This window comes from Pseudoalteromonas sp. KS88 (genome assembly GCF_004766475.1).
Classification (GTDB): Bacteria; Pseudomonadota; Gammaproteobacteria; order Enterobacterales; family Alteromonadaceae; genus Pseudoalteromonas.
Genome location: NZ_PYHV01000021.1, coordinates 1 through 23,111, shown reverse-complemented (window position 1 = coordinate 23,111; position 23,111 = coordinate 1). Strand labels below are relative to the sequence as shown.

General features: G+C 41.3%; 17 protein-coding genes and 1 other RNA gene. 7 read left to right on the top strand and 11 right to left on the bottom strand.

Annotated elements, in window-relative coordinates; translation table 11 throughout:
• Positions 1-149 precede the first annotated feature (149 nt).
• Positions 150-443, top strand: a complete 294-nt coding sequence (locus C7Y70_RS14590; protein ID WP_167850832.1) for a hypothetical protein — start codon at positions 150-152, stop codon at positions 441-443.
• 268 nt (positions 444-711) lie between these two features.
• Here the strand turns inward: C7Y70_RS14590 and C7Y70_RS14585 are convergent, their stop codons facing one another.
• A complete protein-coding gene (locus C7Y70_RS14585; RefSeq protein WP_135475433.1) occupies positions 712-1,059 on the bottom strand; it encodes a hypothetical protein in 348 nt (115 codons plus the stop codon).
• A 78-nt stretch (positions 1,060-1,137) separates the two neighbouring features.
• The gene (locus C7Y70_RS14580) at positions 1,138-4,200 is read right to left on the bottom strand and encodes a S8 family serine peptidase (protein ID WP_135475432.1); all 3,063 of its coding nucleotides are present in this window, start codon (positions 4,198-4,200) and stop codon (positions 1,138-1,140) included.
• An 844-nt stretch (positions 4,201-5,044) separates the two neighbouring features.
• On the opposite strand from C7Y70_RS14580, the gene C7Y70_RS14575 reads away from it, so the two are divergent.
• The 3 genes from C7Y70_RS14575 (at position 5,045) to C7Y70_RS14565 (ending at position 7,943) form a co-directional block, all read left to right on the top strand.
• A complete protein-coding gene (locus C7Y70_RS14575) occupies positions 5,045-5,374 on the top strand; it encodes a hypothetical protein (RefSeq protein WP_135475430.1) in 330 nt (109 codons plus the stop codon).
• A 1,403-nt stretch (positions 5,375-6,777) separates the two neighbouring features.
• Complete coding sequence (locus C7Y70_RS14570) at positions 6,778-7,638, top strand: chitodextrinase (protein ID WP_135475428.1); 861 nt, start codon at positions 6,778-6,780, stop codon at positions 7,636-7,638.
• Positions 7,635-7,943, top strand: a complete 309-nt coding sequence (locus C7Y70_RS14565; protein ID WP_245321531.1) for a hypothetical protein — start codon at positions 7,635-7,637, stop codon at positions 7,941-7,943. Before C7Y70_RS14570 ends, C7Y70_RS14565 begins: the two co-directional genes overlap by 4 nt.
• A 690-nt stretch (positions 7,944-8,633) precedes the next feature.
• On the opposite strand, the gene gcvP is transcribed toward C7Y70_RS14565, so the two are convergent.
• From gcvP to C7Y70_RS14545, 4 genes are all read right to left on the bottom strand, one after another.
• Positions 8,634-11,525 (bottom strand): aminomethyl-transferring glycine dehydrogenase, encoded by a 2,892-nt coding sequence (gene gcvP, locus C7Y70_RS14560; protein ID WP_135475426.1) that lies wholly within the window; start codon positions 11,523-11,525, stop codon positions 8,634-8,636.
• Between the two features lie 176 nt (positions 11,526-11,701).
• Complete coding sequence (gene gcvH / locus C7Y70_RS14555; protein ID WP_135475425.1) at positions 11,702-12,091, bottom strand: glycine cleavage system protein GcvH; 390 nt, start codon at positions 12,089-12,091, stop codon at positions 11,702-11,704.
• A gap of 54 nt (positions 12,092-12,145) precedes the next feature.
• On the bottom strand, positions 12,146-13,228 hold the full coding sequence (gcvT, locus tag C7Y70_RS14550; RefSeq protein ID WP_135475424.1) for a glycine cleavage system aminomethyltransferase GcvT: 1,083 nt from the start codon (positions 13,226-13,228) through the stop codon (positions 12,146-12,148).
• 161 nt (positions 13,229-13,389) lie between these two features.
• Positions 13,390-13,989 (bottom strand): hypothetical protein, encoded by a 600-nt coding sequence (locus C7Y70_RS14545; RefSeq protein WP_099296429.1) that lies wholly within the window; start codon positions 13,987-13,989, stop codon positions 13,390-13,392.
• A 126-nt stretch (positions 13,990-14,115) separates the two neighbouring features.
• Here C7Y70_RS14545 and C7Y70_RS14540 point away from each other — a divergent pair, with 126 nt between their 5' ends.
• The gene (locus C7Y70_RS14540) at positions 14,116-14,961 is read left to right on the top strand and encodes a LysR family transcriptional regulator (RefSeq protein WP_099296430.1); all 846 of its coding nucleotides are present in this window, start codon (positions 14,116-14,118) and stop codon (positions 14,959-14,961) included.
• Between the two features lie 194 nt (positions 14,962-15,155).
• On the top strand, positions 15,156-17,306 hold the full coding sequence (locus C7Y70_RS14535; protein ID WP_135475423.1) for a TonB-dependent receptor: 2,151 nt from the start codon (positions 15,156-15,158) through the stop codon (positions 17,304-17,306).
• Positions 17,307-17,492: 186 nt separating this feature from the next.
• Here the strand turns inward: C7Y70_RS14535 and C7Y70_RS14530 are convergent, their stop codons facing one another.
• Genes C7Y70_RS14530 through C7Y70_RS14515 form a run of 4 tightly spaced genes read right to left on the bottom strand, consistent with a single transcriptional unit; the run spans position 17,493 to position 21,757 of the window.
• Positions 17,493-18,659: an FAD-dependent monooxygenase gene (locus tag C7Y70_RS14530; RefSeq protein WP_135475422.1), complete on the bottom strand. Its 1,167-nt coding sequence runs from the start codon at positions 18,657-18,659 to the stop codon at positions 17,493-17,495.
• Positions 18,656-19,840 (bottom strand): 2-octaprenyl-6-methoxyphenyl hydroxylase, encoded by a 1,185-nt coding sequence (gene ubiH, locus C7Y70_RS14525; protein WP_135475421.1) that lies wholly within the window; start codon positions 19,838-19,840, stop codon positions 18,656-18,658. Before ubiH ends, C7Y70_RS14530 begins: the two co-directional genes overlap by 4 nt.
• A 16-nt stretch (positions 19,841-19,856) precedes the next feature.
• Positions 19,857-21,176, bottom strand: a complete 1,320-nt coding sequence (gene pepP, locus C7Y70_RS14520; protein ID WP_135475420.1) for a Xaa-Pro aminopeptidase — start codon at positions 21,174-21,176, stop codon at positions 19,857-19,859.
• Between the two features lie 20 nt (positions 21,177-21,196).
• Entirely contained in the window at positions 21,197-21,757 is a 561-nt protein-coding gene (locus tag C7Y70_RS14515; RefSeq protein WP_099296441.1) for a UPF0149 family protein, read from the bottom strand.
• Between the two features lie 225 nt (positions 21,758-21,982).
• On the opposite strand from C7Y70_RS14515, the gene ssrS reads away from it, so the two are divergent.
• A non-coding RNA gene (gene ssrS, locus C7Y70_RS14510) (6S RNA) lies at positions 21,983-22,166 on the top strand.
• A gap of 408 nt (positions 22,167-22,574) precedes the next feature.
• Here ssrS and bamE read toward each other — a convergent pair.
• Positions 22,575-22,937: an outer membrane protein assembly factor BamE gene (gene bamE / locus C7Y70_RS14505; protein ID WP_135475419.1), complete on the bottom strand. Its 363-nt coding sequence runs from the start codon at positions 22,935-22,937 to the stop codon at positions 22,575-22,577.
• Between the last annotated feature and the right edge of the window lie 174 nt (positions 22,938-23,111).

The window sequence follows — 23,111 nt, the reverse complement described above, 5'->3', positions numbered from 1 at the left end:
CAGAACGCGACAACCCATTAACCAATCAGCAATTTAACTCTGAGTTTGATTTACCTTAGGTTGCAAACCTCGTACTGGATTATAAATGGAACGAAAATTGGCAAATTGGCGCGAAATGGCGTTTTCAAAGCGGGCGACGTTATACACAAGTGCAATCAACGACTCCCTACACTGAAACTAATAATCAACCACTCTTTTATATACCTCAATACGGCGAGTTTAATGCTGAGCAATGGGGAAGCTATCACAGGCTTGATCTTCGCGCAGACTATCAAACCCAAATATTTGGTCTCGAATCGACTATTTATATCGAAGTGCTTAACGTTTACGGCTCAAAAACGGTGCAAGAACTTGAGTACAACATAGATTACAGTGATTTTGAAAAAGACTATCAATTTCCTGATATGCCGCTGCCTTCAATAGGGATTACGTTAAACTTTTAAGCACATACAATGAAGGCCGGTTAGTAATAAACCGGCCCTTTCAAACATGAGGGTTCACTCAATTAAACAACCCCAAGAGCAACATCATTGTGGTCATTTGAGATCTATAGGGTCTGAGATCTAATGGGTGACCCCTTTGGTTTATACTTTTGGTTTCTCGGATTTGTTATTGAGCAGTGCATTGACAATGCCAAAATCTGGACTGACATTGGTACTAAACGATGCCTGAGGCGAAAGCCAATACGGAGTTAATGCAAGTTTAAAAAAACTAATCTATCTTCGTCAGCGAAACATAATTAACTCGCTTGATAAAGCGCATATTGAGTAAATCAGCCGAGTGAGCACTCATTGTTTTAGGAGCAATGTTATCAAAGCGAATCTTTATTTCATGTAAATCACTATCACTAGAAATAACTTGGCCATTATGTTGTTTTACATACTTTTCGACCATGAGGAGAGTCTCTGAAAATGCAATTTTGTATGATATTATTTGTAACGAGCCGCACAGCTGTTTAACGCCTCCATAAATACATTCTTGCTCAGTCTTGCTTTGTACCTTGCATGCGCTCAGTTGATAAGCAACGAATATAAATAATATACCTATTCTTATAGACATATTCTTACCTATAAAGTTAAATAGCTGATATTGGAAAAAGCTTCCAATATCAGCGATATACAGGGTTAAACTAAAGCGTTACTCTGGTGCAGAGTCATCAGATGTAGGCACAGAAATTGGGATTACAACCCTTCTGATAACAGCACTACCATCCCCTTTAATCCAAAGTATCACTTCATATTTTAGCGTCTCTAATGAAGCATTTTTGATACCTTTTAGTTTCACTTCAAAGGTAACTTCTTCTTCAGGTTTTACGTTTTCAATTAACACTGGTGTAATAGTCTCAATCCATTGTTCACCCGAGATAACCTCAATTGATAGGTCAATTTCTTTTAAAGCTTCATCAAGTGCTGAAGAGATGGCTTCTGAAATTTCATTACTATCAGAAGATAATAAGAAAGTTTGCCCGTTCGTTGCAGATACAATTGCCTCTAAATCGGTTGTTGCATCACTATCTGAACCACTTTGTAAACCAAATACTGTGACGCCTTCTCGTTGAAGCAAGCTAATCACTTCTGTCTTACCTGCTCCTGGGTAACTTCCATTTACATCAGAATCATGAAATGGTGCGTCAGTTGCTAATAAAATAACTTTTAATGCTCCTTCACGCCACCCTATGTTAGTCGGTGCAACATCACCAACTTCAGTATAACTACCATCGTTGTCTATATCTCTACCAGCTCCAGTTACAACTTGATATAACCCTTCGAGCTGTGATTCAGGTGAATCATAGCCAAAATAAGTCGATAAGCCATTAATGCCCTCTTTAGCGGCATCAACATCGGTTGTCACTGATTGAAGCAAATAAAATGCTTCATCACCTGAGCTCTCGTCACCGAATCCGTCGATCGGAAAATCTGAAAACGCAGACACACCAAAGGCAACGTTAATTCCACGACCTGATAAGTTTTCTAAAATATTATCTGCTTGCGCTTTTAAACTTGTTATGTCGTCATCATAACTACCACTAACATCAATTAAAAACATGATATCTAGCGCTGTAACGGTCGTTGCAGGTAACGTAAAGTTTAGTTGGGCAGTTTTATTAATGCCTTTAGGTAAGACTACAGGATCGGTAACTTCTAAAACAGAGTCAACTGTTAAATCAGCAGTTTGAATTGCAGAATTTAAGTTTAATAACTTAGTCGGAGTTGTTGTGCCCACTTCAATAGACTCATCGGAAAGTGAAAAGCTAGAGCCTGTAGCAATTAAAATATCACGTACTTCAGCTGCTTTTAATGTGCTATTTATTCCTTTAACTATCCCCGCAGAGCCAGTCACTAGAGGTGCTGAAAATGACGTACCAGATCCTGTATTACCATTACCCCAGCCAACATTTTGACCTGGTGCAGCAATATTGACCACTTCACCCATACGTGTAAAACTGGCTTCTTTATTATCGATATCGGTTGCAGCGACGATTAACGCATTTGTTTTCCACGCATCTTGACCTATATCATCTGCACTAACTAATAGTTGGTCATCATCTTTCTCACAGTTGTTGCCCGCTGAATATACGAGCAAAACGTCCTTTTCTTTTGCATATTCAACTACATTTGTTTGGTTTAACCGCCAATGCCTTCTGCTACTTAATCTTACTTCTGAGCTATCAGTGCATGTACTTGTATCACCCCAAGAGATATTTACAACATTTGCGCCATTATCAATAGTTGCTTTTACGCCAGCAATCAAGTCGGTTACGTAGGTTTTCACGCCAAGACCTAATGGGCAATCGAGTGCACTCAACACACCTTCACATCGCTTAGTATACACATCCGCATGAATAACATCCGTACTGTGGTTTACTCCATACAATGGTGCTTCTTCGCTGACATTATAACCAGCAGCAAAACTAGACACCCATAACCCATGAGCAATCTCTTCTTCAGTATCATCGCCATCAACTTCTGTAAATTGGCCGTCTAATTGAACCTTAATACGTGTTAAGCGAGATTCTGCAATACTGGTTTGCTCTGCACTAATGCCTGTATCAACAATCCCCACAGTCACAGGAGAAAGAGTGCGCCCTTCTAGCGATTGCCAGCCACTCTTTGCCGAAATCGCTTCTATCCAATAATCACCTGCGTAAAGCGGCTCATCAGCACTTGGCTCAACCATTCGCTGCACCAAAGATTTTTTATTTTGTTTTTCGCGCGTATAATTGCTGAGCATTTTAATATTTTGCGGCAGTACAATGCTATTAAACCCAGCGTGACGAATACCACCTACGCTGTTTAGTTTTTCAATTAAGCTAGTTTCAGATACCCCTTCTCTAACTCTTACTTGCAAAATCTTTAAAGAGTCGTCAAAACTTGCGACCGCCGCATCGTTGTTCGCAAGCTCTTCATAAATTGATTGTAACTGCAGTTGAGTCACATCATCATTTAAATGAATCAAAATTTCATTTAACGCAGCTTCCACGGTTTGCCCATCAATGACTACATCTTCACTGCCATTTGGCACGGACATAACCTCTGAAGCAACATTTTTTACATCAACAAATACATCTTTGGTCGCAGTTTGGCCATCGTTATCAGTTACGGTGAGTGAAAATGTTAAGGTGGTATCAAAATCCACCGCAGGAGCAGTAAACATTAGTGAGCTCTGCGTTAAGTTAGCTACTTCGACACTCTCTCCGTCAGTTTGTTGCCATGCATAAGAAACGATTGAACCATTTTCGTCTGCTGCGGTGCCAGTTAAAGTAACTGCCGTATTTTCGTTAGCCTCAACTCGCTCAGTTAGAGTCAGAGAAGGTTCAATGAGCACATTTTTAATGGTGATTGAAATTGTATCAGAGCCTGTTAGCCCTTCATTGTCTTTTGCCACTAATTCAAAAACAACAACTTGGTCTTCATCCACTTCGGGGGCAGTAAAGGCTGCTGTGCTGGTGTTAGCATCACTAAGCTCAACTTCTACACCTGACGTTTGTTGCCATTCATAGCTTACTACAGAACCTGTAGAGTCTTGAGCTGTTCCTTCAAGTGATATTAATTGGTTTTCGTTTACGTTAAGTTCAGCACTTACGCTAACAGTAGGAGGTGTATTAACCGCGTTTGCAGTGTCACTTGATGAATCACCACCGCATGCAGTTAGAATTGAACTAGCAATTAAGCATAGAGCAAAGCTTTTGACTTTTTTCACTGATTAAATCCTTTTAAATTATTTTAATGGCTTTCTCAGATCAAACATCCATTTATAATCAGAATTGGGTTTATTGACCCAAAGAAAACACTTTAGAATTTTTGATTCTAATCAAAACATAATGAAAGGCAACCATTAAAAATAACACAAACATCTTATTTTCTTGATATAGTACCGCTAATTAAAACATTAAAGACAGTACCCCAAGTCTTAACTAAATAAAATAATGCAACACACGTATCATGAATAATGTTGTATCGTTATTTTTTTGAGGGTGTAATTACATAATTTTGGAGAAATCCAGCGCAAGATTAGCCCAAAAAGCTGAACAAATTTTTTGGGGTAAAAACCACCGAGTAGCCAATAACCAGACGTTTTTAATATTAATAAAGTAATGTTGTTACTTTAAATGTAAATCCTTATAGCCGTTTCCTCGGTATAAAATAACTAAATGCGGTGGTCAGGTCTTGCATCTTGCCAAGACCAAACACCAATCTCACGTTTAACACTCTCCCCCGTCATCACGCCCTGAAATAAGCAACTGATGAGTAATATCGAGCATAGCAGGATTTTGTTCCCGACAAATCCTAAGCACCTACATCCATGTAAGCAATTAAATGAAAGCCGTGACTTCGCCATGGGTGAAAAGCGTAGTATATAACGGGAGACCATGTTGCTCGAACTGAGGGAGCGTGAAAGCCTGGGCCACCTTCGCGTTTGCTTTTGCGTTAACTGTATATAAATAGAAAGCCCCCATAACCTTAAAAAATTGTTAGTTTACATTACAAAAAAAAAGTGAGAATATCGAATTTCGGCATAGGTCAAAAAAGGAACAAGGAAAGTTATGAGTTCATCAAAAGAGATGAATGTTGTGAAAAAAGCAGGTATTGCCGGTAGAATTGCTTCAGTAGGCCATTTCGTATATCGCCAATTCATCGGTAATCATAAAGATGCAAATGAAGCATACACTAGAGTTTATCCTACCATAAAACTTACGATTCAAACTTATGGCCGCAGTTCAGTTGAATCTACCAATTTATTAAAAATACTAGCAAATCTTGCGCCAGCAGGTGCGATAAGAAGAAACTTTACCAAACGATACATAGATGACAGTGACGGTTGGTCAAAACTACCAAAAAATCCGAACGATATACCTTATGGTTATTGGTATTGATACTATGAAAAGCAATCTATTTTGGTATTTTTTTCTCCTATTGCTTTTACTTACCACAGGCTGTGACATCTATAACTCCTTTTTCAATATAAGCTTGCAAACAATTCAGCCAGTGTGGCTGAGTTATCTTACATTTACGTTTGATACTCTTACTATCGGCGCATGTTTAGGTATTATATATAAACGTTATATTTTGCATCATATCATTTGGTTACTCATTATATACGCTCAAATAATGACAGTACTTTTGACGCTTTATTATGAGTTTACTGCTGGAGGTTATACTACAAATGAAATGTTGTTATTTTCTAACATCATTTTTTTTGTTGCTTTGGTCTTCTTATATCCACTAATAAAATATTATCAATTAGTTAAAAAGCACTCAAAGCAATGCAATTCTGAACTAGGTGTACAAAGGTAGTGCGCTTTTCTATGACTGGAAACCGCGGTGCTATGTCTTGCATATTGCCAAGAGCAAACTCCAACTTCACGTTTAACCCCCCCTCCTCCGTCATCACGCCCTTAAAAAAAGCAATTGATGAGTAATGCATTTCATGGATGAAATGAAAGCCGTGACTTCGACATGGAGAAATGCGGAGGGTCAGGTCTTGTTTCTTGCAAAGACCAAACTCACGATTAACACCCTCCCCCCGTCATCACGCCCTGAAAATAAGCAATTGATGAGTAGTATTGCGCATGGATGCGCGATAAGGCGAAACTAAGCCATGGGTGAAAAGCGCTGCTTTGAACGAGAGGCCATGGATGGCCGAACTGGGGAGCGTACAGGGATGTGAAAGACGGCCTATCTTCGCCGCTTACGTTCACATCAATTCATTATTTGAAGGATTAAGCGTGATGCTCGGGGCGCCGTGGTTGACGAGTGACCGAAACGAAGTTTCGCAGCGCGAGGAAGTGGAAGCATGGATGCTGACAGGAATCCAGCTTCAGGGATGAATTGCTTGCAGCAGAATCAATTTGAAAATCGATCCCTCTTTGGTTGCCGCCAGCAATCTGGCAAAAGACCTTGAATAAGGTTTCTAATGTAGGTCGCGGATTTATCCCGACAAAATATAAAAAGTTAGCGAGTTATAAAGCTTCAAGTTAGCGAGCAATGAACATATAACCACACGCGCCAGCAAGCTTAGCGCCTACGGTAATACCTTTAACCTCGGTGCAGCGCGAAGCGCCTCTGAGTTCTCTGTGGTGAAATTCACTTCTCGCCCTAAATGACGACATACAATTTAAGCCACACCAGGTTTCTTGACCTTTGTATGCAAAACCAAGTGTTGCTACTTTTCAAACTCATCAATGATTTTGAAATATTTAATCCTCCCACGTTGCTTTTACCTAAAAAGTGGACTCAATTTAAAAGGTAATGAAACGACAATTAAAAGGATTTTGAAATGACTAAACTCATCATTATTATTGCTTGGTTACTTTTTTGTTCGCACGCTTACGCGACAAATATTTTTCAGCTGAACTCACAATCTAAAAATATAAACTTAACCGATATTCAACCAAACCACCCACAATGGAATGCCAGCTCAATTTATATCGCCGGTGATGTTGTGACTCACAACAACAGCTTATTTATTGCCGCTTTTTGGGTTAAAGGCATTGAACCGATAGAAAACCAACCCCATTGGGATGGTTGGATTTGGCTGCAAAATACCATGATAGAAAAGTGGCAAGCAAACAAAGTGTATCAAGGAGGTAACCTTGTAAAACATGGACCCGACTATTACCTTGCCCGCTATTGGAATGAGAATAACGAACCTAAACCTCACAGTAGCTGGCAACGTATTAAAGATTTATTTTATCTAACCCCAGAACTACCACCTGAACACCCTGACGACTATAAAACGTTGGACGGGGTTGATCAAAATGACAACGGTATCCGCGACGATTATGAGCGCTATGTGTATGAAAAGTTTAATTCTCCACAGCTCATCACCTTTAGTTTAAGTGCCGCTTCAACATTACAACTGGTTATTGATATTAAGCAAGGCCGTATCCCAAATTTAGATACTGAGATTGGTAAGCAGATTATTTTGGATTTTATAAATATTAGTATGTGTACAAGACAACTTCAAACTAAGCACCCACATTTTAGAAACCCAAAACTTATGTACTTCAATACAATAGACAGAGCCTACGCAAACCGTAAAAGCCAAAATAAAATTAGTGACTATATTGCTTGGGATGACGATTTTCATTATGCAGCAGATAAAAACTGTAACCCCTTAGAAGGAGCAATCAAATGATTAAATATCTAATAGTATTTGCTTTAATTCTCACTAATTATGCTTCTGCAAGTTATCAACCTTTAGATAGGTACTGTACCAAACAAATTGATCAACTAAGATTATTTTATATAAATGGTATGTTTACAACAGAAGATGATTTTCGTGAAAATTTGTTTTGGTTAGATAATTTTCAAGATATTAAATTAGGTAACTACCTTAAAGGTAGAAAGCCAACGGGCAGCTATAACAAAGATGAAGACCTTCATATGCAAATATATGAAGTAGCAAAACAAAAATATGGCGATTTATCCCCTTTTTCATGAATGCGGAGGGTCAGGTCTTGCATCTTGCCAAGATCAAACACCAACCTCACGTTTAACACCCTTCCCCCATCATCTCGCCCTGAAAATAAGCAATTGATGAGTAATTCATTTCATGGATGAAATAAGAGCCGTGACTTCGCCATGGATGGCGATTACACGGCGCTTACGTTGACATCAATTGTGGTTTGAAGGAAATTGCGTGATGCTCGGGTGCGCTGGGAGAGTCCAGAGAGGGGTCAACGGCAGCCCTCTTTGGCTGCTGTCGCCAGCGCGACAAAACCTTGAATAAGGCTTCTAATGTAGGCCGAGGATTTATCCAGACTAAAATTAGCAGTAAGAACCATCAGCCAAGGTGATACAACTTTTTGGGCTAAAGCCCAACCTACAAACCCACGCGCCTGCAAGCTCAGCGCCTACAACAATATTTAACCTCGGTGCAACGGACCGCCTCTGTGATCTCTGTGGTGCAATTCACTTACCGCCCTAAAGAGCAACCTACAAACAATACATATTTACGCGCTTGGGAGATGGTAATGATATTGGAGAATCGTTGGGTTTCGTTGCACTCAACCCAACCTACGTTCATATAATTTATGACTTATCACCATGCACAAAAAAGCCGTTGCATTGCTGCAACGGCTTTTTAAATTTTACAAATTCCCAACTTTTAAATGGAAATTCTAAAAATTATTAATCACGATATGTCTCTACCGCTGGGCATGAACACACTAGGTTACGGTCGCCGTATACGTCATCGATACGCGTTACTGTAGGCCAGAACTTGTCTTTTGCTACGCTCGGTACTGGGAATGCTGCGTAGAAACGGTCGTATGCACGATCCCACTCATTACCTAGTACGTCAGCTTGTGTATGCGGTGCAAACACTAGCGGGTTGTTTTCGATAGACCATTCGCCTGACGTTACTTTTTCGATTTCGCCTTTGATTGACACCATCGCTTCGATGAAACGGTCGATCTCAACTTTAGACTCAGACTCAGTTGGCTCAACCATTAATGTGCCTGCTACTGGGAACGACATGGTTGGTGAGTGGAAACCGTAATCTTGTAAGCGCTTAGCCACGTCCATTTCAGTGATGCCTGAGGCTTCTTTAAGTGGGCGTAAGTCAACAATACACTCATGCGCAACACGGTTGTTGCGGCCACGGTATAAAATTGGGAAGTGCTGGCTTAACTCATGCGTTAAATAGTTTGCACTTACAATCGCCATTTCAGTGGCTTGTTTAAGGCCTTCGCTACCCATCATGGCAATGTAAGCCCATGAGATTGGTAGAATCGCTGCTGAGCCATAAGGCGCCGCAGATACTGCACCGTTACCAATTTTAGTACCCGGTACGTTGATGATGCTATGGTTAGGCATAAACTCAGCAAGGTGTGATTTAACACCGATTGGACCAACACCTGGGCCACCGCCACCGTGCGGAATACAGAACGTTTTGTGTAAGTTTAAGTGTGATACGTCTGAGCCGATAGAACCTGGGCTAGTTACACCTACTTGGGCGTTCATGTTCGCGCCGTCCATGTAAACTTGGCCGCCGTGCTCGTGCACGATGTCGCAAATTTCGCGGATTGTTTCTTCGTATACACCGTGCGTAGACGGGTATGTGATCATGATGCATGATAGGTTTTCTGATACTTCTTCAGCTTTCGCTTTAAGGTCAGCCATATCAACGTTACCGTTTTTGTCACAATCAACAACTACGATTTTCATGCTCGCCATTTGTGCTGATGCCGGGTTAGTACCGTGCGCTGAACTTGGGATCAAACAAATGTTACGGTGTGCATCGCCACGTGACTCGTGGTATTTACGAATTGCGATTAAGCCTGCGTATTCACCTTGTGCGCCAGAGTTTGGCTGTAGTGATACGGCGTCGTAACCGGTAATGTTAACCAACCAATCATGTAGTTCGTTAATCATGATTTGGTAACCTTCTGCTTGGTCTAGCGGGCAGAATGGGTGAAGGTTAGCAAACTCAGGCCACGTGATTGGGATCATCTCAGCTGTCGCGTTTAGTTTCATAGTACATGAACCTAACGAAATCATTGAGTGGTTAAGCGCTAAATCTTTGTTTTCAAGACGCTTGATATAACGCAGCATCTCAGTTTCGCTGTGGTACGAGTTGAAGTTCGGGTGCGTTAGCACTTCGTCATCACGTACTAGGCTTGCAGGAATAGACTCGCTACCGTTTGCTTCAATGTCAGCGGCAATTGCATCAACACTTAAACCATGGCCTTCACCTAATACGATGTCGAATAGTTCAGCTACATCTGCGCGGGTTGTGGTTTCTGATACTGCAATTGAGTATTCGCCGTCATGGTTAGTTGCAAAGTTAACGCCATTTGCAATTGCACGTGCTACTACGTCGTCTTTGTTGTCGCTAACTACAGTTAGGGTATCAAACCATGTGCTGTGCTTCAGGTTTACGCCTTTAGCTTGTAGACCAGCAGCTAAAATATCAGCAAAGCGATGAATACGCTGTGCGATTGTTTTTAAGCCTTGTGGGCCATGGTACACCGCGTAAAACGCTGCCATATTGGCAAGTAATACTTGCGCTGTACAAATGTTTGAGTTGGCTTTGTCGCGGCGAATGTGTTGCTCGCGCGTTTGCATTGCCATACGTAGCGCATCGTTACCTAAACGGTCTTTAGATACACCAATGATACGACCTGGTAATGAGCGCTTGTACGAATCACGTGTTGCAAAGAATGCAGCATGAGGACCGCCGTAACCCATTGGTACACCAAAACGCTGTGCAGAACCAAGTACTACGTCTGCGCCTAGTTTGCCCGGTGCTTTTAATAGTAATAAGCTCATGATGTCGGCTGCAACACAGGCAATCGCTTTTTTGCTTTGTACGCCAGCAATTAAATCTGTGATGTCGACCACTTCACCTGATGTTGACGGGTATTGGAATAACGCACCAAAAATCTCGTGATTCACTGCATCAGCCGCAGGACCTACCACAACTTCAAAACCAAACTGATCGGCACGTGTTGCTACAACGTCGATTGTTTGTGTGTGTACGTCATCAGCAATAAAGAAGATATTCGCTTTTTTAGCTTTAGATACACGCTTTGCAAGGCCCATTGCCTCTGCAGCAGCGGTTGATTCATCAAGTAATGATGCACTTGCTAAATCAAGACCTGTAAGGTCTAAGGTCATAGTTTGGAAGTTAAGTAATGACTCTAAACGCCCTTGAGCAATCTCTGGTTGGTATGGAGTGTACGCTGTGTACCAGCCTGGGTTCTCAAGTACGTTACGTAAAATTACATGTGGTACATGAGTTGGGTGGTAGCCTTGACCAATATAAGATTTGAACACTTTATTTTTGCTGGCTACTGATTTTAAGTAGCTTAGTGTTTCAACTTCAGTGCGGCTTTCGCCGATTGTTAGGCCTTCTTCTAAGCGGATGCTTGCAGGTACAGTTTGACCGATCAGCTCTTCAACACTCGATACTCCAAGAGCACTTAGCATATCGCTTACTTGTGCTGGGCTTGGCCCAATATGGCGGCGAATAAAATCTTGCGTTTGCTCTAATTGTTCAAGAGATTTGGCGTTTGACATTTGTCCAGATTCCTATGATCCAAAAAATAAATGGTTATCACTAATGGGTAACTAGCAATAACTTAAAAGCTTTTTGATTTAGTGACTTACAATGTATGGAAAGGTAAGCGGTAAAATCATAAAAGCCCCGTAAGTACTGTGTATGACGGGGCTTTTAGTACGGCGAAAACTAATGATTAGTCTTCGTCGATAGTGTTTGCATAGCCTTCAGCGTCAAGCAAGTTTTCAAGCTCAGACTCGTCAGATGCTTTAATGCGGAATAACCAACCGTCGCCGTAAGCGTCGTTGTTTACAGTTTCTGGTGCATCTTCAAGATCTTCATTGATTTCAATGATTTCGCCACCGATTGGTGCGTAGATGTCTGATGCTGCTTTAACAGACTCTGCAACTGCACAATCTTCGCCAGCGTCTACTTCGTCGCCTACTTCTGGTAATTCAACAAATACCATGTCGCCAAGAAGCTCTTGTGCATGCTCAGAAATACCTACAGTGAAAGTACCGTCACCTTCGTTGCGAACCCACTCGTGTGAAGAGGCATACTTTAACTCGCTAGGGATATTGCTCATGTGTTTGTTCCTTTGGTTTATATTGGGTGATAACACCAAATTTTAATTAATACTTTAAAGTACAGACTTACCGTTACGTACAAAGCTTGGTTTAACTACTTTTACGTTTACTAATTTTTTACGCATTTCTACTTGAGCTGTCTCGCCAGTTGAACGTGGTACACGTGCAAGGGCAACACTAAAGCCAAGAGTAGGTGAGAAAGTACCAGAGGTAATAACGCCTTCGCCACCTTCAACGATTACTTTTGAACCGCTACGCAACACGCCTTTTTCTTCAAGCACTAGGCCAACTAGTTTGTCAGTGCTTTTTTCTGCGCGTTGCTTAACTAATACATCACGACCGATAAAGTCACGATCTTCAGGCTCCCACGCAATGGTCCACGCCATGTTTGCTGCAAGTGGTGAAACGCTTTCGTCCATATCTAGGCCGTAAAGGTTCATACCTGCTTCTAAACGTAGTGTGTCACGTGCGCCAAGGCCTGCTGGTTTAACACCTGCATCTAGCAGTTGTTGCCAAAGATCAGCAGCTTGATCGTTCGGTACTACAATTTCATAACCGTCTTCGCCAGTATAGCCTGTTGTCGCAATAAATAAATCACCAACTTGAACACCAAAGAATGGCTTCATACCTTCAACAGCAGCTTGTTGATCAGCTGTTAAAAGTGTGGCTGTTTTTGCTTTAGCATTAGGGCCTTGTACTGCAATCATTGCAAACTCAGGGCGCTCAGTCACTTCAACGGCAAAATCGGCTGATACTTTAGCCATATGTGCTAAATCTTTTTCGCGAGTTGCTGAGTTAACAACTAAACGGTATTGCGTTTCAGAGAAGAAGTAGATGATAAGGTCGTCGATTACGCCGCCTTGTTCGTTAAGCATACCTGTGTATAAAGCTTTACCTGGAACAGTTAACTTAGCCACGTCGTTAGCAACTAGTTTGCGTAAGAATGCTTGTGCTTGCTCGCCTTTAACATCCACAATCGTCATGTGCGATACGTCAAACATGCCAGCATCGGTGCGCACTGCGTTGTGCTCTTCGATTTGTGAACCATAGTTGATTGGCATTTCCCAGCCGTGGAAATCAACCATTTTAGCGTTAGCTTCAAGGTGCTTTGCATGTAAAACTGTTTTAGAAGTCATAATATTCCTTCACTTTATAATTAACCCAATGTTGGGCGTGGCCTCAATCTAATGAGGGGGAATAACATGGGCGGCGATTATACATAAGTTGTACTGCACTGACACCCAAATTGCGATTTGTTACTACAAACACGGCTCAAAAACCGAGTTTTAAAAACTAGTTAAGCAACCTCAGGCAGAGTTAAATCAAACCCGCGTTGCTGTAATGTTGCTTGCCATTTTGCAAGCGCTGGGGTTTTAGCCACCAGCTGAAAATATTGCTGAGATTGTTTATCGATGGCGGTAATAAATACCTCGCCACTTTGTGCCCCATAACAGCTTGTCGCGTTAGATAAGCGTAAACCAGGGGTAAGTTTAAAAGCGTCAATCAATGTATCAAACGCTTGCTCACCGCATAGGGTTAATACAGCTAAATCACTGCGTACAACAAATTCAATATCGTAACGTAGCTGTTGCTCACAAATAAGCGACTGAAGTTGCGCGCTGGCATCGCTATGCAAAACAAATCTAAAGGCGGTCTCACTAAAGTAATACAAAGCAAAACTATAGGTGCTATTTAAGTCACCGTCTAACGTACCTTTTAGGCCCAAGCCGCTGGCAGTTAGTTTATTTAAATCTAACCCTAAAATAGCCGTTAAAAATGGGATTGCTTCAGTGCCGCTAAAATCAATGACCACACTATTACTATCGGCCTGTAGCATATTGCTCTGCGGCGCTTCGAGTTGGCTGTGACGAGCAAACATTATTGGAGTAAAAGTCATTGTAGACACCTATCAATCTATAGTTTAGAAAGTATATTGTGGGAGCTGGTGAACAACAAATTGTAATTTCTTATCAATTGATAAATAATAATTATGTATTTAACCTTATAAATTGAATTTTTTTATATGAAGAATATTTCAACAGACGGATTACGCACTTTAATTACCGTGGTCGAAGTAGGTGGATTCGCCAAAGCGGGCGAATTATTAGGGCTTTCTCAACCCGCTGTGAGCTTACAAATTAAACGCCTCGAGGACATGCTCGGCCATAAGCTATTTAAAAAGCAAGGTCAGCGCCAAGTGCTTAACCAGTATGGTGAACTATTATTGCCGATGGCAAAACACATGCTATTGCAAAACGACAGTATCTTACAGTTGTTTACCAAAGAAAACGTTACTGGCAAAGTCAGATTAGGTATTCCCAGCGAATTTGCTGCGCGTATATTGCCCTCTATCATTGGTGATTTTATTGCGCTATATCCCGATGTATCGTTAGAGGTTAAATCACGGTTAAGCAAACATTTACTCTCCGTGTCGCGAGAGGATCAATTTGATTTAGTGTTGGCATTAAATGAAGATTTAAACTCTGAAAAGTTCCCCGTTTTTATGCAAGACCAACTTGTGTGGGTTGGCGATTTATCATTAGTGCAAAACGAAGTAGTGACATTAGTAACCGCGCCAGAAGGCTGTATCTATCGCCGCCGCGCCATTGAAGCCTTAAAACAAGCTGGTATAAATTACCGCATTGCCTACAGTAATGCCGATTTAACAGGCCTAACAGCGGCATTAAAAGAAGGGCTTGGCATTACCGTACTGGCAAAAAGTACGGTACCAAATGAGCTTAACTATCAATTACAAACAAAACACCTACCTGAACTTGGGCAAATTGGTATTAGCTTAATTAAACGCGCTGATCAGCCTGATAACGCGGCCGATAAACTCGCCGAGTTTATTGCGCTGCGTTTAACTTAGGGTTATTTACTCGCCTTACATACACTCAAATCATTTGTTTCCATTATCCAAACGGGCGTTTCTTGAGCGCCATGTACAATAAACAACCAGTTAACGCTATCATTATCACAAATAGGATTGATTCGTATTATTTTACATGTTTAAATTGCGCCAGTTTAAATTAGAATCAAAATCGAACCCAAATAGGAAGCACAATGACACCTAAGTTTATTGTTTCAACACTTTCGACGGCTATCGCTTTATCATTAAGTGCCAATGCGTTTGCAAAAGATGCAACTAATGAAGAAAAAAACTTTGAGCAAATTACCGTAATTGGCTCACAAGCGGCCATTAATGACATTCCTGGCTCAGCTACTTTTATTAGTGACGAAGAACTAGAGAAATTTGAATACACAGATATTTCACGTGTATTAAGTTCTGTACCGGGTGTGTATGTTCAAGAAGAAGATGGCTATGGCCTTCGCCCTAATATTGGTATGCGCGGTACAGGTACTGGTCGTAATGATAAAATCTCAGTAATGGAAGATGGTGTGCTTGCAGCGCCAGCTCCTTACTCAGCACCTTCGGCATACTACTTCCCAACAATGGGTCGTATGGAATCAGTTGAAATTTTAAAAGGCGCGGCATCGGTTAAGTATGGCCCACGTACAACAGGTGGTGTATTAAACTTAGTATCGCGTAGCTTACCTACTGAAGGCTCAACAGGCTTAGTTAATGCTGAACTTGGTTCAGACGGTTTTTATAAAGGCCACGCTTACTTTGGTAAAAAGAAAAACAATGCCGCAGGTTTAGTTGAAGTATTTACTTACGGCGCTGATGGCTTTAAAGACTTACCTGTAGGCAGCGACAATACCGGTTTTGAAAAAAACGACTTATTAGTAAAGTTTGGTTTTGACTTTGGTGAAAACGAAGCACATAACCTTGAAATGAAAGTTAAATACTCAGACGAAACATCTGATGAAACTTACATGGGTTTAACACAAGCTGATTACGATGAATCTCCATATCGTCGTTATGCGGCTTCGCAAAATGATGTAATGAACACACAGCACAACGCATATCAATTAAACTATGCATACCGTTTTGGTGATGGCTATGAGTTTCTTGCAACAGCATATTTAAACGACTTTCATCGTAACTGGTACAAAGCAAGCAAAGTAAGCGAAAGCTACTTACAACAGTACAGCGAGTTTGAAGCAAACCCAACAAGCGAAGGTATTGAAGGTATTGGTATTAAAGCCAATAACCGCGACTACCAAGCAAAAGGTATTCAGTCTGAGCTGCACATTCCAGCTGGCAACCACTACCTAACGGTTGGTGTACGCTACCATGAAGACGAAATGGACCGTTTCCAGTGGGAAGACAAGTACACGCTTAACCAAGATCTATCTATGACCCTGACAAGCAAAGGCTTACCAGGTTCTAACAGCAACCGTATTGATAGCGCTGAAGCAACAACGTTATTTGTTCATGACGAATGGACTATGGATGCATTAATGGTTAGTGCAGGCCTTCGCTATGAGGATATCACTATTAACCGCCAAGAATGGGAAAAAACAGATCCAAAGCGTGAAGGTGCTCTTAAAAAAGACATCTCTAACGATACGCAAATCTTAATCCCGTCACTCGGTGCAACTTATACTGTAAACGATAGCCTAACGCTACTTGCCGGTATTCAACAAGGTTATGCACCTGCAGCCCCTGGTAATGCCGATCAAGAAGAAGAAGAAAGCTTAAATATTGAGTTTGGTGGTCGTTATAACGTCGCGGGCTTTGACGGTGAAGTTATTGCATTCTTCTCTGATTACGACAACATGCACGGTAACTGTACGGCGTCTGTGGGTTGTAACGATGATAACATTGGCGATCAATACAACTACGGTGAAGTAGAAGTATCAGGTTTTGAATTCTCTGCTGGTCGCGTTTTCGCTACTAACAGTGCGTCATTCCCAGTGCGTTTGACTTACACATACACTGACTCTCAATTTAAAAATGAATTTGAGTCAGACATTTGGGGGTCTGTAAGTAAAGGCGACGCTATGCCTTACGTTCCTGAAAACCAACTTGCCTTATCTATGGGTGCGCAGCTTTCAAGCTTCGTGTTTGACACGCAAGTTCGTTACGTATCAGATGCTCACGCTGACTTATCTACAGATGGCCTTAATGCTATCGACAGTCGCGTAGTGTGGGATTTAGCCGCTAAATACTTAATTGATGACTATCAAAAAGTATACCTAACAGTGGATAACCTGTTTGATAAAACCTACGTTGCTAACCGCGCAAATGGCGGTATTCAACCTGGTAAACCTCGTACCCTACAACTAGGTTACAGCTACGCTTTCTAGACTAAAGGCTAAAGGCTAAAGGCTAAAGGCTAAAGGCTAAAGGCTAAAAATTATAAAAACCGTGTTTGTTAATTCAAACACGGTTTTTTTATAGATCATGAGTTATTAAAGGCTTAGATTAAAGCCACCTGCAACTTCAATCTCCATTACTGTTTCGGCTAAAGCCTAAACGCCAGAGCTGTGGTTTTACTTGCCTATCGCTTGGCTGGCAAACAAGTTTTTTATTGGTCCTAAGTTATCAACCATACTTAATCCGAGCCCTCGAACTAATTTTTTCAACGGGTGTGCCCCTTCAAACAGTTCTTTTAAACCTTGCATCATGGCAATGTGCTTTTGTGCATCAAGCTTACGGGTGCGCTCATAATCACGCAATGTGCGCTCATCGGCAAACCCATTAGACTCATTGCTTAACAACTCAATTAAATAAGCGGCATCTTTAAGGCCTAAGTTCATGCCAAGGCCTGCTAATGGGTGTATGGTGTGGGCAGCATCACCAATCAATACCACTTTGCCTGTAACCCACTGCTGTGCGTAACGCATTTTAAGTGGAAATGCGACTCGCTGGCTTTGCACTTCACATAAACCGCATTGTCCATCGAGCGCAGCCATCACTGCTTTATTAAAGTCATTATCAGATAAAGTTAACAATGTGTCGCAATGTGCGGGGCTGGTTGACCATACAATAGAGTGAGTGTTGGCCTCTGGTAAAGGTAAAAAGGCCAATGGCCCAGTAGGTAAAAACACTTGGCGCGCGGTATTGTCATGTGGCTGTGCCGTTTTCACCGTGGCAACAAGCGCATTATGATCATAGTCTTTAAACGTGATTGGTAAATTAAACTGTTTACGAATGGCTGAATTTGCGCCATCAGCTGCCACTAAAAGCTTAGCGATTATGGGTTCACCTGATTCAAGAGTAACAAATACATCGTTATCACTTTGGTGGATTTGCTGGTACCGCGTATCAAATAATAATGTTGCTTGGCTTTGCTGTTCTAACTCATTAATTAAAGCATAACGGATAATGTCGTTTTCAACGATATGGCCTAGTTGAGGTAAATCAAGCTCGTCGCTATTAAATGCGATTTTACCAAAGCTATCTTGGTCGCGAACATCCATGTGTGTATACGCTCGCGCGCGTTGAGCAACAATTTCTGGCCACACATTTAGGGATTCAAATAATGCCTGACTTGCAAGGCTAAGTGCACTTACGCGTAACCCAAAGTCTTCACCTGGAAGGGCCTGTTTAGCTGCTGCATCAACAACAACAACGCTAATATTCGCTTTAGCTAAACCCAGTGCCAGCGTCAATCCTACGCAACCACCACCCACTATGCACACTTGTGCTTGCTTCATAGTCGTTTACCTTGTGTTACTTGTCCCATTAACTGCTTTGCTAGTGGTGTTTTTAATGATGAACATAAATCCATGGTGAATAAGCCACAACTTCGGCCAAATGCAAGAATTCGAGATTTATTTGAAAATAACCTGACCAACCCGTCTGTAAGCGTCATGACGGTATTAATATCGTTGCAGCGTTGCTTGGCATACTCACTCACAAATGAGTAACTGCCCATTGCATGCTCGCTACTGGCAAGTTCACATAATAGCTGTACATCCCGCAGTCCTAAATTAAAGCCCTGCCCTGCTATTGGGTGAATGGCGTGTCCTGCATTGCCAATTAATACTGTACGATGGCTAAAAAGAGAATCTGCACGTCCATAAACTAGCGGGTAACTAGCTCGCACGCCAACTTTAGTAAATTGCCCTGCGCGATAGCCAAAATCATTTTGCAGCGCACTGGTAAATGCATCGTCATCAAGCGCCATATGATGCTTTATTTGCTCAGGTTCCATACACCAGACTAACGAGTAACGGTTATTACTCATCGGCAGTAATGCCATAGGTCCGTGCTCAGTGAAGCGTTCAAACGCGTGATTGTGGTGACCACCAGCCACCTCAATGTTCGCAATGATCGCACCTTGTGAATATGCTTTAGTGTTAAAGTTTATATTGGCTAACTGACGTGTTGGTGACTGTGCACCGTCTGCAATGATCACAAGTTTTGCGTTTAGCTCAGCTCCGGACTCGAGTATTAACTGTGCTGAGTCTACTTGATAATTTAAGCTTGCAACGGTATCAGGACAAAACACTTTAACTGGGGTATTCATTAATTGACTATGTAAAGAGCGCCCAAACGGGTTAACCTCAACCACATAACCTAAAGCATTTTGTGCAAATTCATTGCAATCAATATGCGTTTTTCCAAAATGGCCGCGATCTGACACACTAACTTGTTTAATTGCAGCTGCAAACGAAGCTTGTGGGTCAAATATATTGGCAGTTTGTAAAAATTGCACCGACTGCTGGGCAAGTGCAATACTGCGATCATCAAAACTAGGGTGATAGTCACCACTGGGTTGATTGGCTTCAATAACCGCGATGGTTAAATCGGGTGCATAACTTGCAAGGCTTAACGCACAACTTGCCCCTGCTAAGCCGCCACCGATAATTACAACATCAAACTGTTCTGCCACGCTTTACTCCTAGCACTTAGTTAGCCTTTGAGCTCATAAGCGCTTCAATTTCACTGATAGTCTTAGGTACATTAGCAGTTAAGTTTTCATAGCCATGCTCTGTAACTAACAGGTTATCTTCAATACGAATACCAATACCTTTAAATTGCTCTGGTGCTTTAGCATCAAGGCTAATATAAAGCCCAGGTTCAATAGTCAGAACCATGCCTGGCTCAAATGAGCGCTCTTTTTCATCTTGCTTATAGTCACCCACATCGTGAACATCTAAACCAAGCCAATGACCAAGACCATGCATATAAAATGCCTTGCACGCTTGGCTTGCCAAAAGCTCTTGTAACTCACCTTGCAGAATACCTAAATCAATTAAGCCTTGAGTAAGTACGGTCATTGCGCATTTATTTGCTTTTGAAAGGCAACCACCCGGTTTAACCTCGGTAAATGCAGCTTCTTGGGCAGCTAATACGATATTATAAAGCTGGGCCTGAGGTTCACTGAATTGACCACTTACAGGGAATGTACGTGTTATATCAGCGGCGTAGCCTTGCAGCTCACAACCCGAATCAATAAGCACTAAGTCACCATCGTTAATTACATCGCTGTTATCGGTGTAGTGCAAAATGTTAGCATTATCGCCACTACCAACAATAGTACCGTAGGCTGGATGGCGCGCACCATTCATCGCATAATGGTGATGTAGCTCAGCTTCAAGTTGATATTCAGTAACGCCTGGTTTAGCAAACTGCATAGCGCGAATATGACCGGCGGCACTAATTTCACATGCACTGCGCATAATATTGATTTCAGCGTGGGATTTAAACAAACGCATTTCATGGATCAAAGCACTGATATCTTTGATCGTTGTGGGTGCTTTAAATGAACGGTTACTTCGCAGTGTGCCTAATAATGACCATACTTTGTCATCGAAGCTAGGGTAAGTGCCTTGTGCATAAAATAAAATCTGCTGGCCGTTCACCAAATTCAATAATTGTTCAGTTAGCTCACTGAGTGCACATGTTTGGTCGAATAAGTATTCTGCTTTCGCTTTTTCAAAGCCAATACGGCGGCCATGCCATATTTCTGCGAGCTTATCTTTGTTTAAACAAAACAGTGTACAGGGCGTTTCACTGCCAGGGTTAAGTACCAAAACAGCATCAGGTTCATTAAACCCTGTTAAATAGAAAAAGTCGCTATCTTGGCGAAAAGCATAGTCAGTATCTCGGCTTCGTGTGACCTCACTGGCGGCAGGAATAATCGCCACACTGTTTGGTTCCATCATCGCGAGTAACCTCTCGCGACGAGCTTTAAACTCAGCTTTATCAATACACACTGTTGGCATAGTTATCCCTGTTTTACTGTTTAGTGAAGTGTTTTTTTCGTGTCCGTCACTTGCTCTTTACCAAGTTCAGCAAAACATAACAATGCTGACACTCGCACGTACTCAATCACTTCGTGAAGTGCTTGAGCGTCCTCTTCTGTTTCATCAAACATAGTGTCTAGGCGAGTAATTTCACTAAAATCGCTAATAACCTCTTTAACATCAGCTGATAGCTTGCCATAGTCTTTTTGCTTTAAGCCAAAGCCCAACATAAAACCAGCAATCCACGACACTAAGCCATTTGCTTGATCAATCAGGGTTTCATCTTCACTTGGTAAAAAGAGGTCAAACTGAAACTCTTCATCGCTAAAACTATCGACGACTTGCTTATAAATAGTGGCAAAAAAGGTTTTTAGATCATTACTAAATGATTGACCATCATTGAACACGTCACTCAATAAGGCTAGGTATTCTTTTGCCTCTATGCTCAATCCACATGCAAGTAAACCACTGATCACGCCGTGGGCTTCAGCTGGGGCAACAAATATCTCGTTTTTTTCAAGTAATAATTGGGCTTGTTGGTAATCAGGTAGTTCGCTCATGATGGACTCTTCACTGTGTTAGTTAAGCTAATGCTACCACTCGATAAATAGCAACTCCAATAAAATGTATGATTAGGATCAAGCTACTTGTTTAACGCGAAGCTTAGTGGTCAAAATGCGAACCTAAAAGTAAATACTTGGTTACCAGTGATGGAAAACCGTGCAAACAGTAGATTTATTTTGATTTTGGGTTTAAGGATTGGATTATGTCTTATATACTGAAGTTGTTCCCTGAGGTGCTGGAGCTTGGTTAAGTCCCTGAGCCGATAAATTTTATGTTAGGGTTTCTGTTCGTCTACTATTGTGCAAGCTCGGCATGTACCGAGAAGCCTACGGTAAACCGCAGATTCCCGCCCTGAGACCTTATGGTTTCAGGACTAATACCGAGTACCGCATTCTTGGGGAACACTTCTACTTTTCTAAAGCGTTATTTCACTTCTCAATGACCTTGAACCTGCCCTGTTACATTGAAAACCCAAAGTACCATCAAGACAAAATATGACATTGGACTACTGTAAATCGGTTATCAAACCTAGAGAATATCTCGAAGCATTTAGCTATTGTTTATTAAAGTCGTATCACTGCTGCATACTTGTAGAGTTATTTATCAAAGCGAATATAGTAACTGACATTACTTACCATCATTATTTTAAATTTCAGAAAACGAGACTTAGTAGTAGAGTTTAAGAATACATCTTAAATGATAGCGATAATTTTGTGTAAGGGTTGTATAAATTTGTAAGCCAAAATTGAGTATTACGGCTACAGGGTGTAACCGTAATAAGATAATTGCGTTAAAATGTGAGCAAAAGCTACCTTATAGGTGCGAAGAGCTACCAGCAGTCTCGTTAAATGATAAACCAGAAACTATACCACTTGAATTAAAACGAATAGTTACATTTTTAGATTCATTTTGAGAGCCGCCAACATGGCCTGCATAAGGTACGTAAGACATACCACCGCCTTGGCCTTCACTGTAGCTGTATGTCCAAACGACTTCATCGTTACCAATATCGTTAACGCCCATAGGGTCGCCGATAGCTTCTCTTACTTGTTCTTGTGTTGTTTCGCCTTTCTTAAAGCCTTTGACAACTTCCATATCAAAGTCGCGACCTTGAGATGTACTATTACAAGCAGTTAAAACAAACATCATGGCAAATGCTACTAGTATTTTTTTCATTTTATATCCTTAATAAATTTTAATGTATCCATTCCAACGCAATTAAGCGGGTTGAATTATGAACAATAAGAATAAAAAATCAACCCTTTTTTGGGTTCAAATTAATAAATAAAAAAAATAAAATATCAATATCCTATAAAACAAAATAAAGAAATACAAAAGCCAAATTTAACA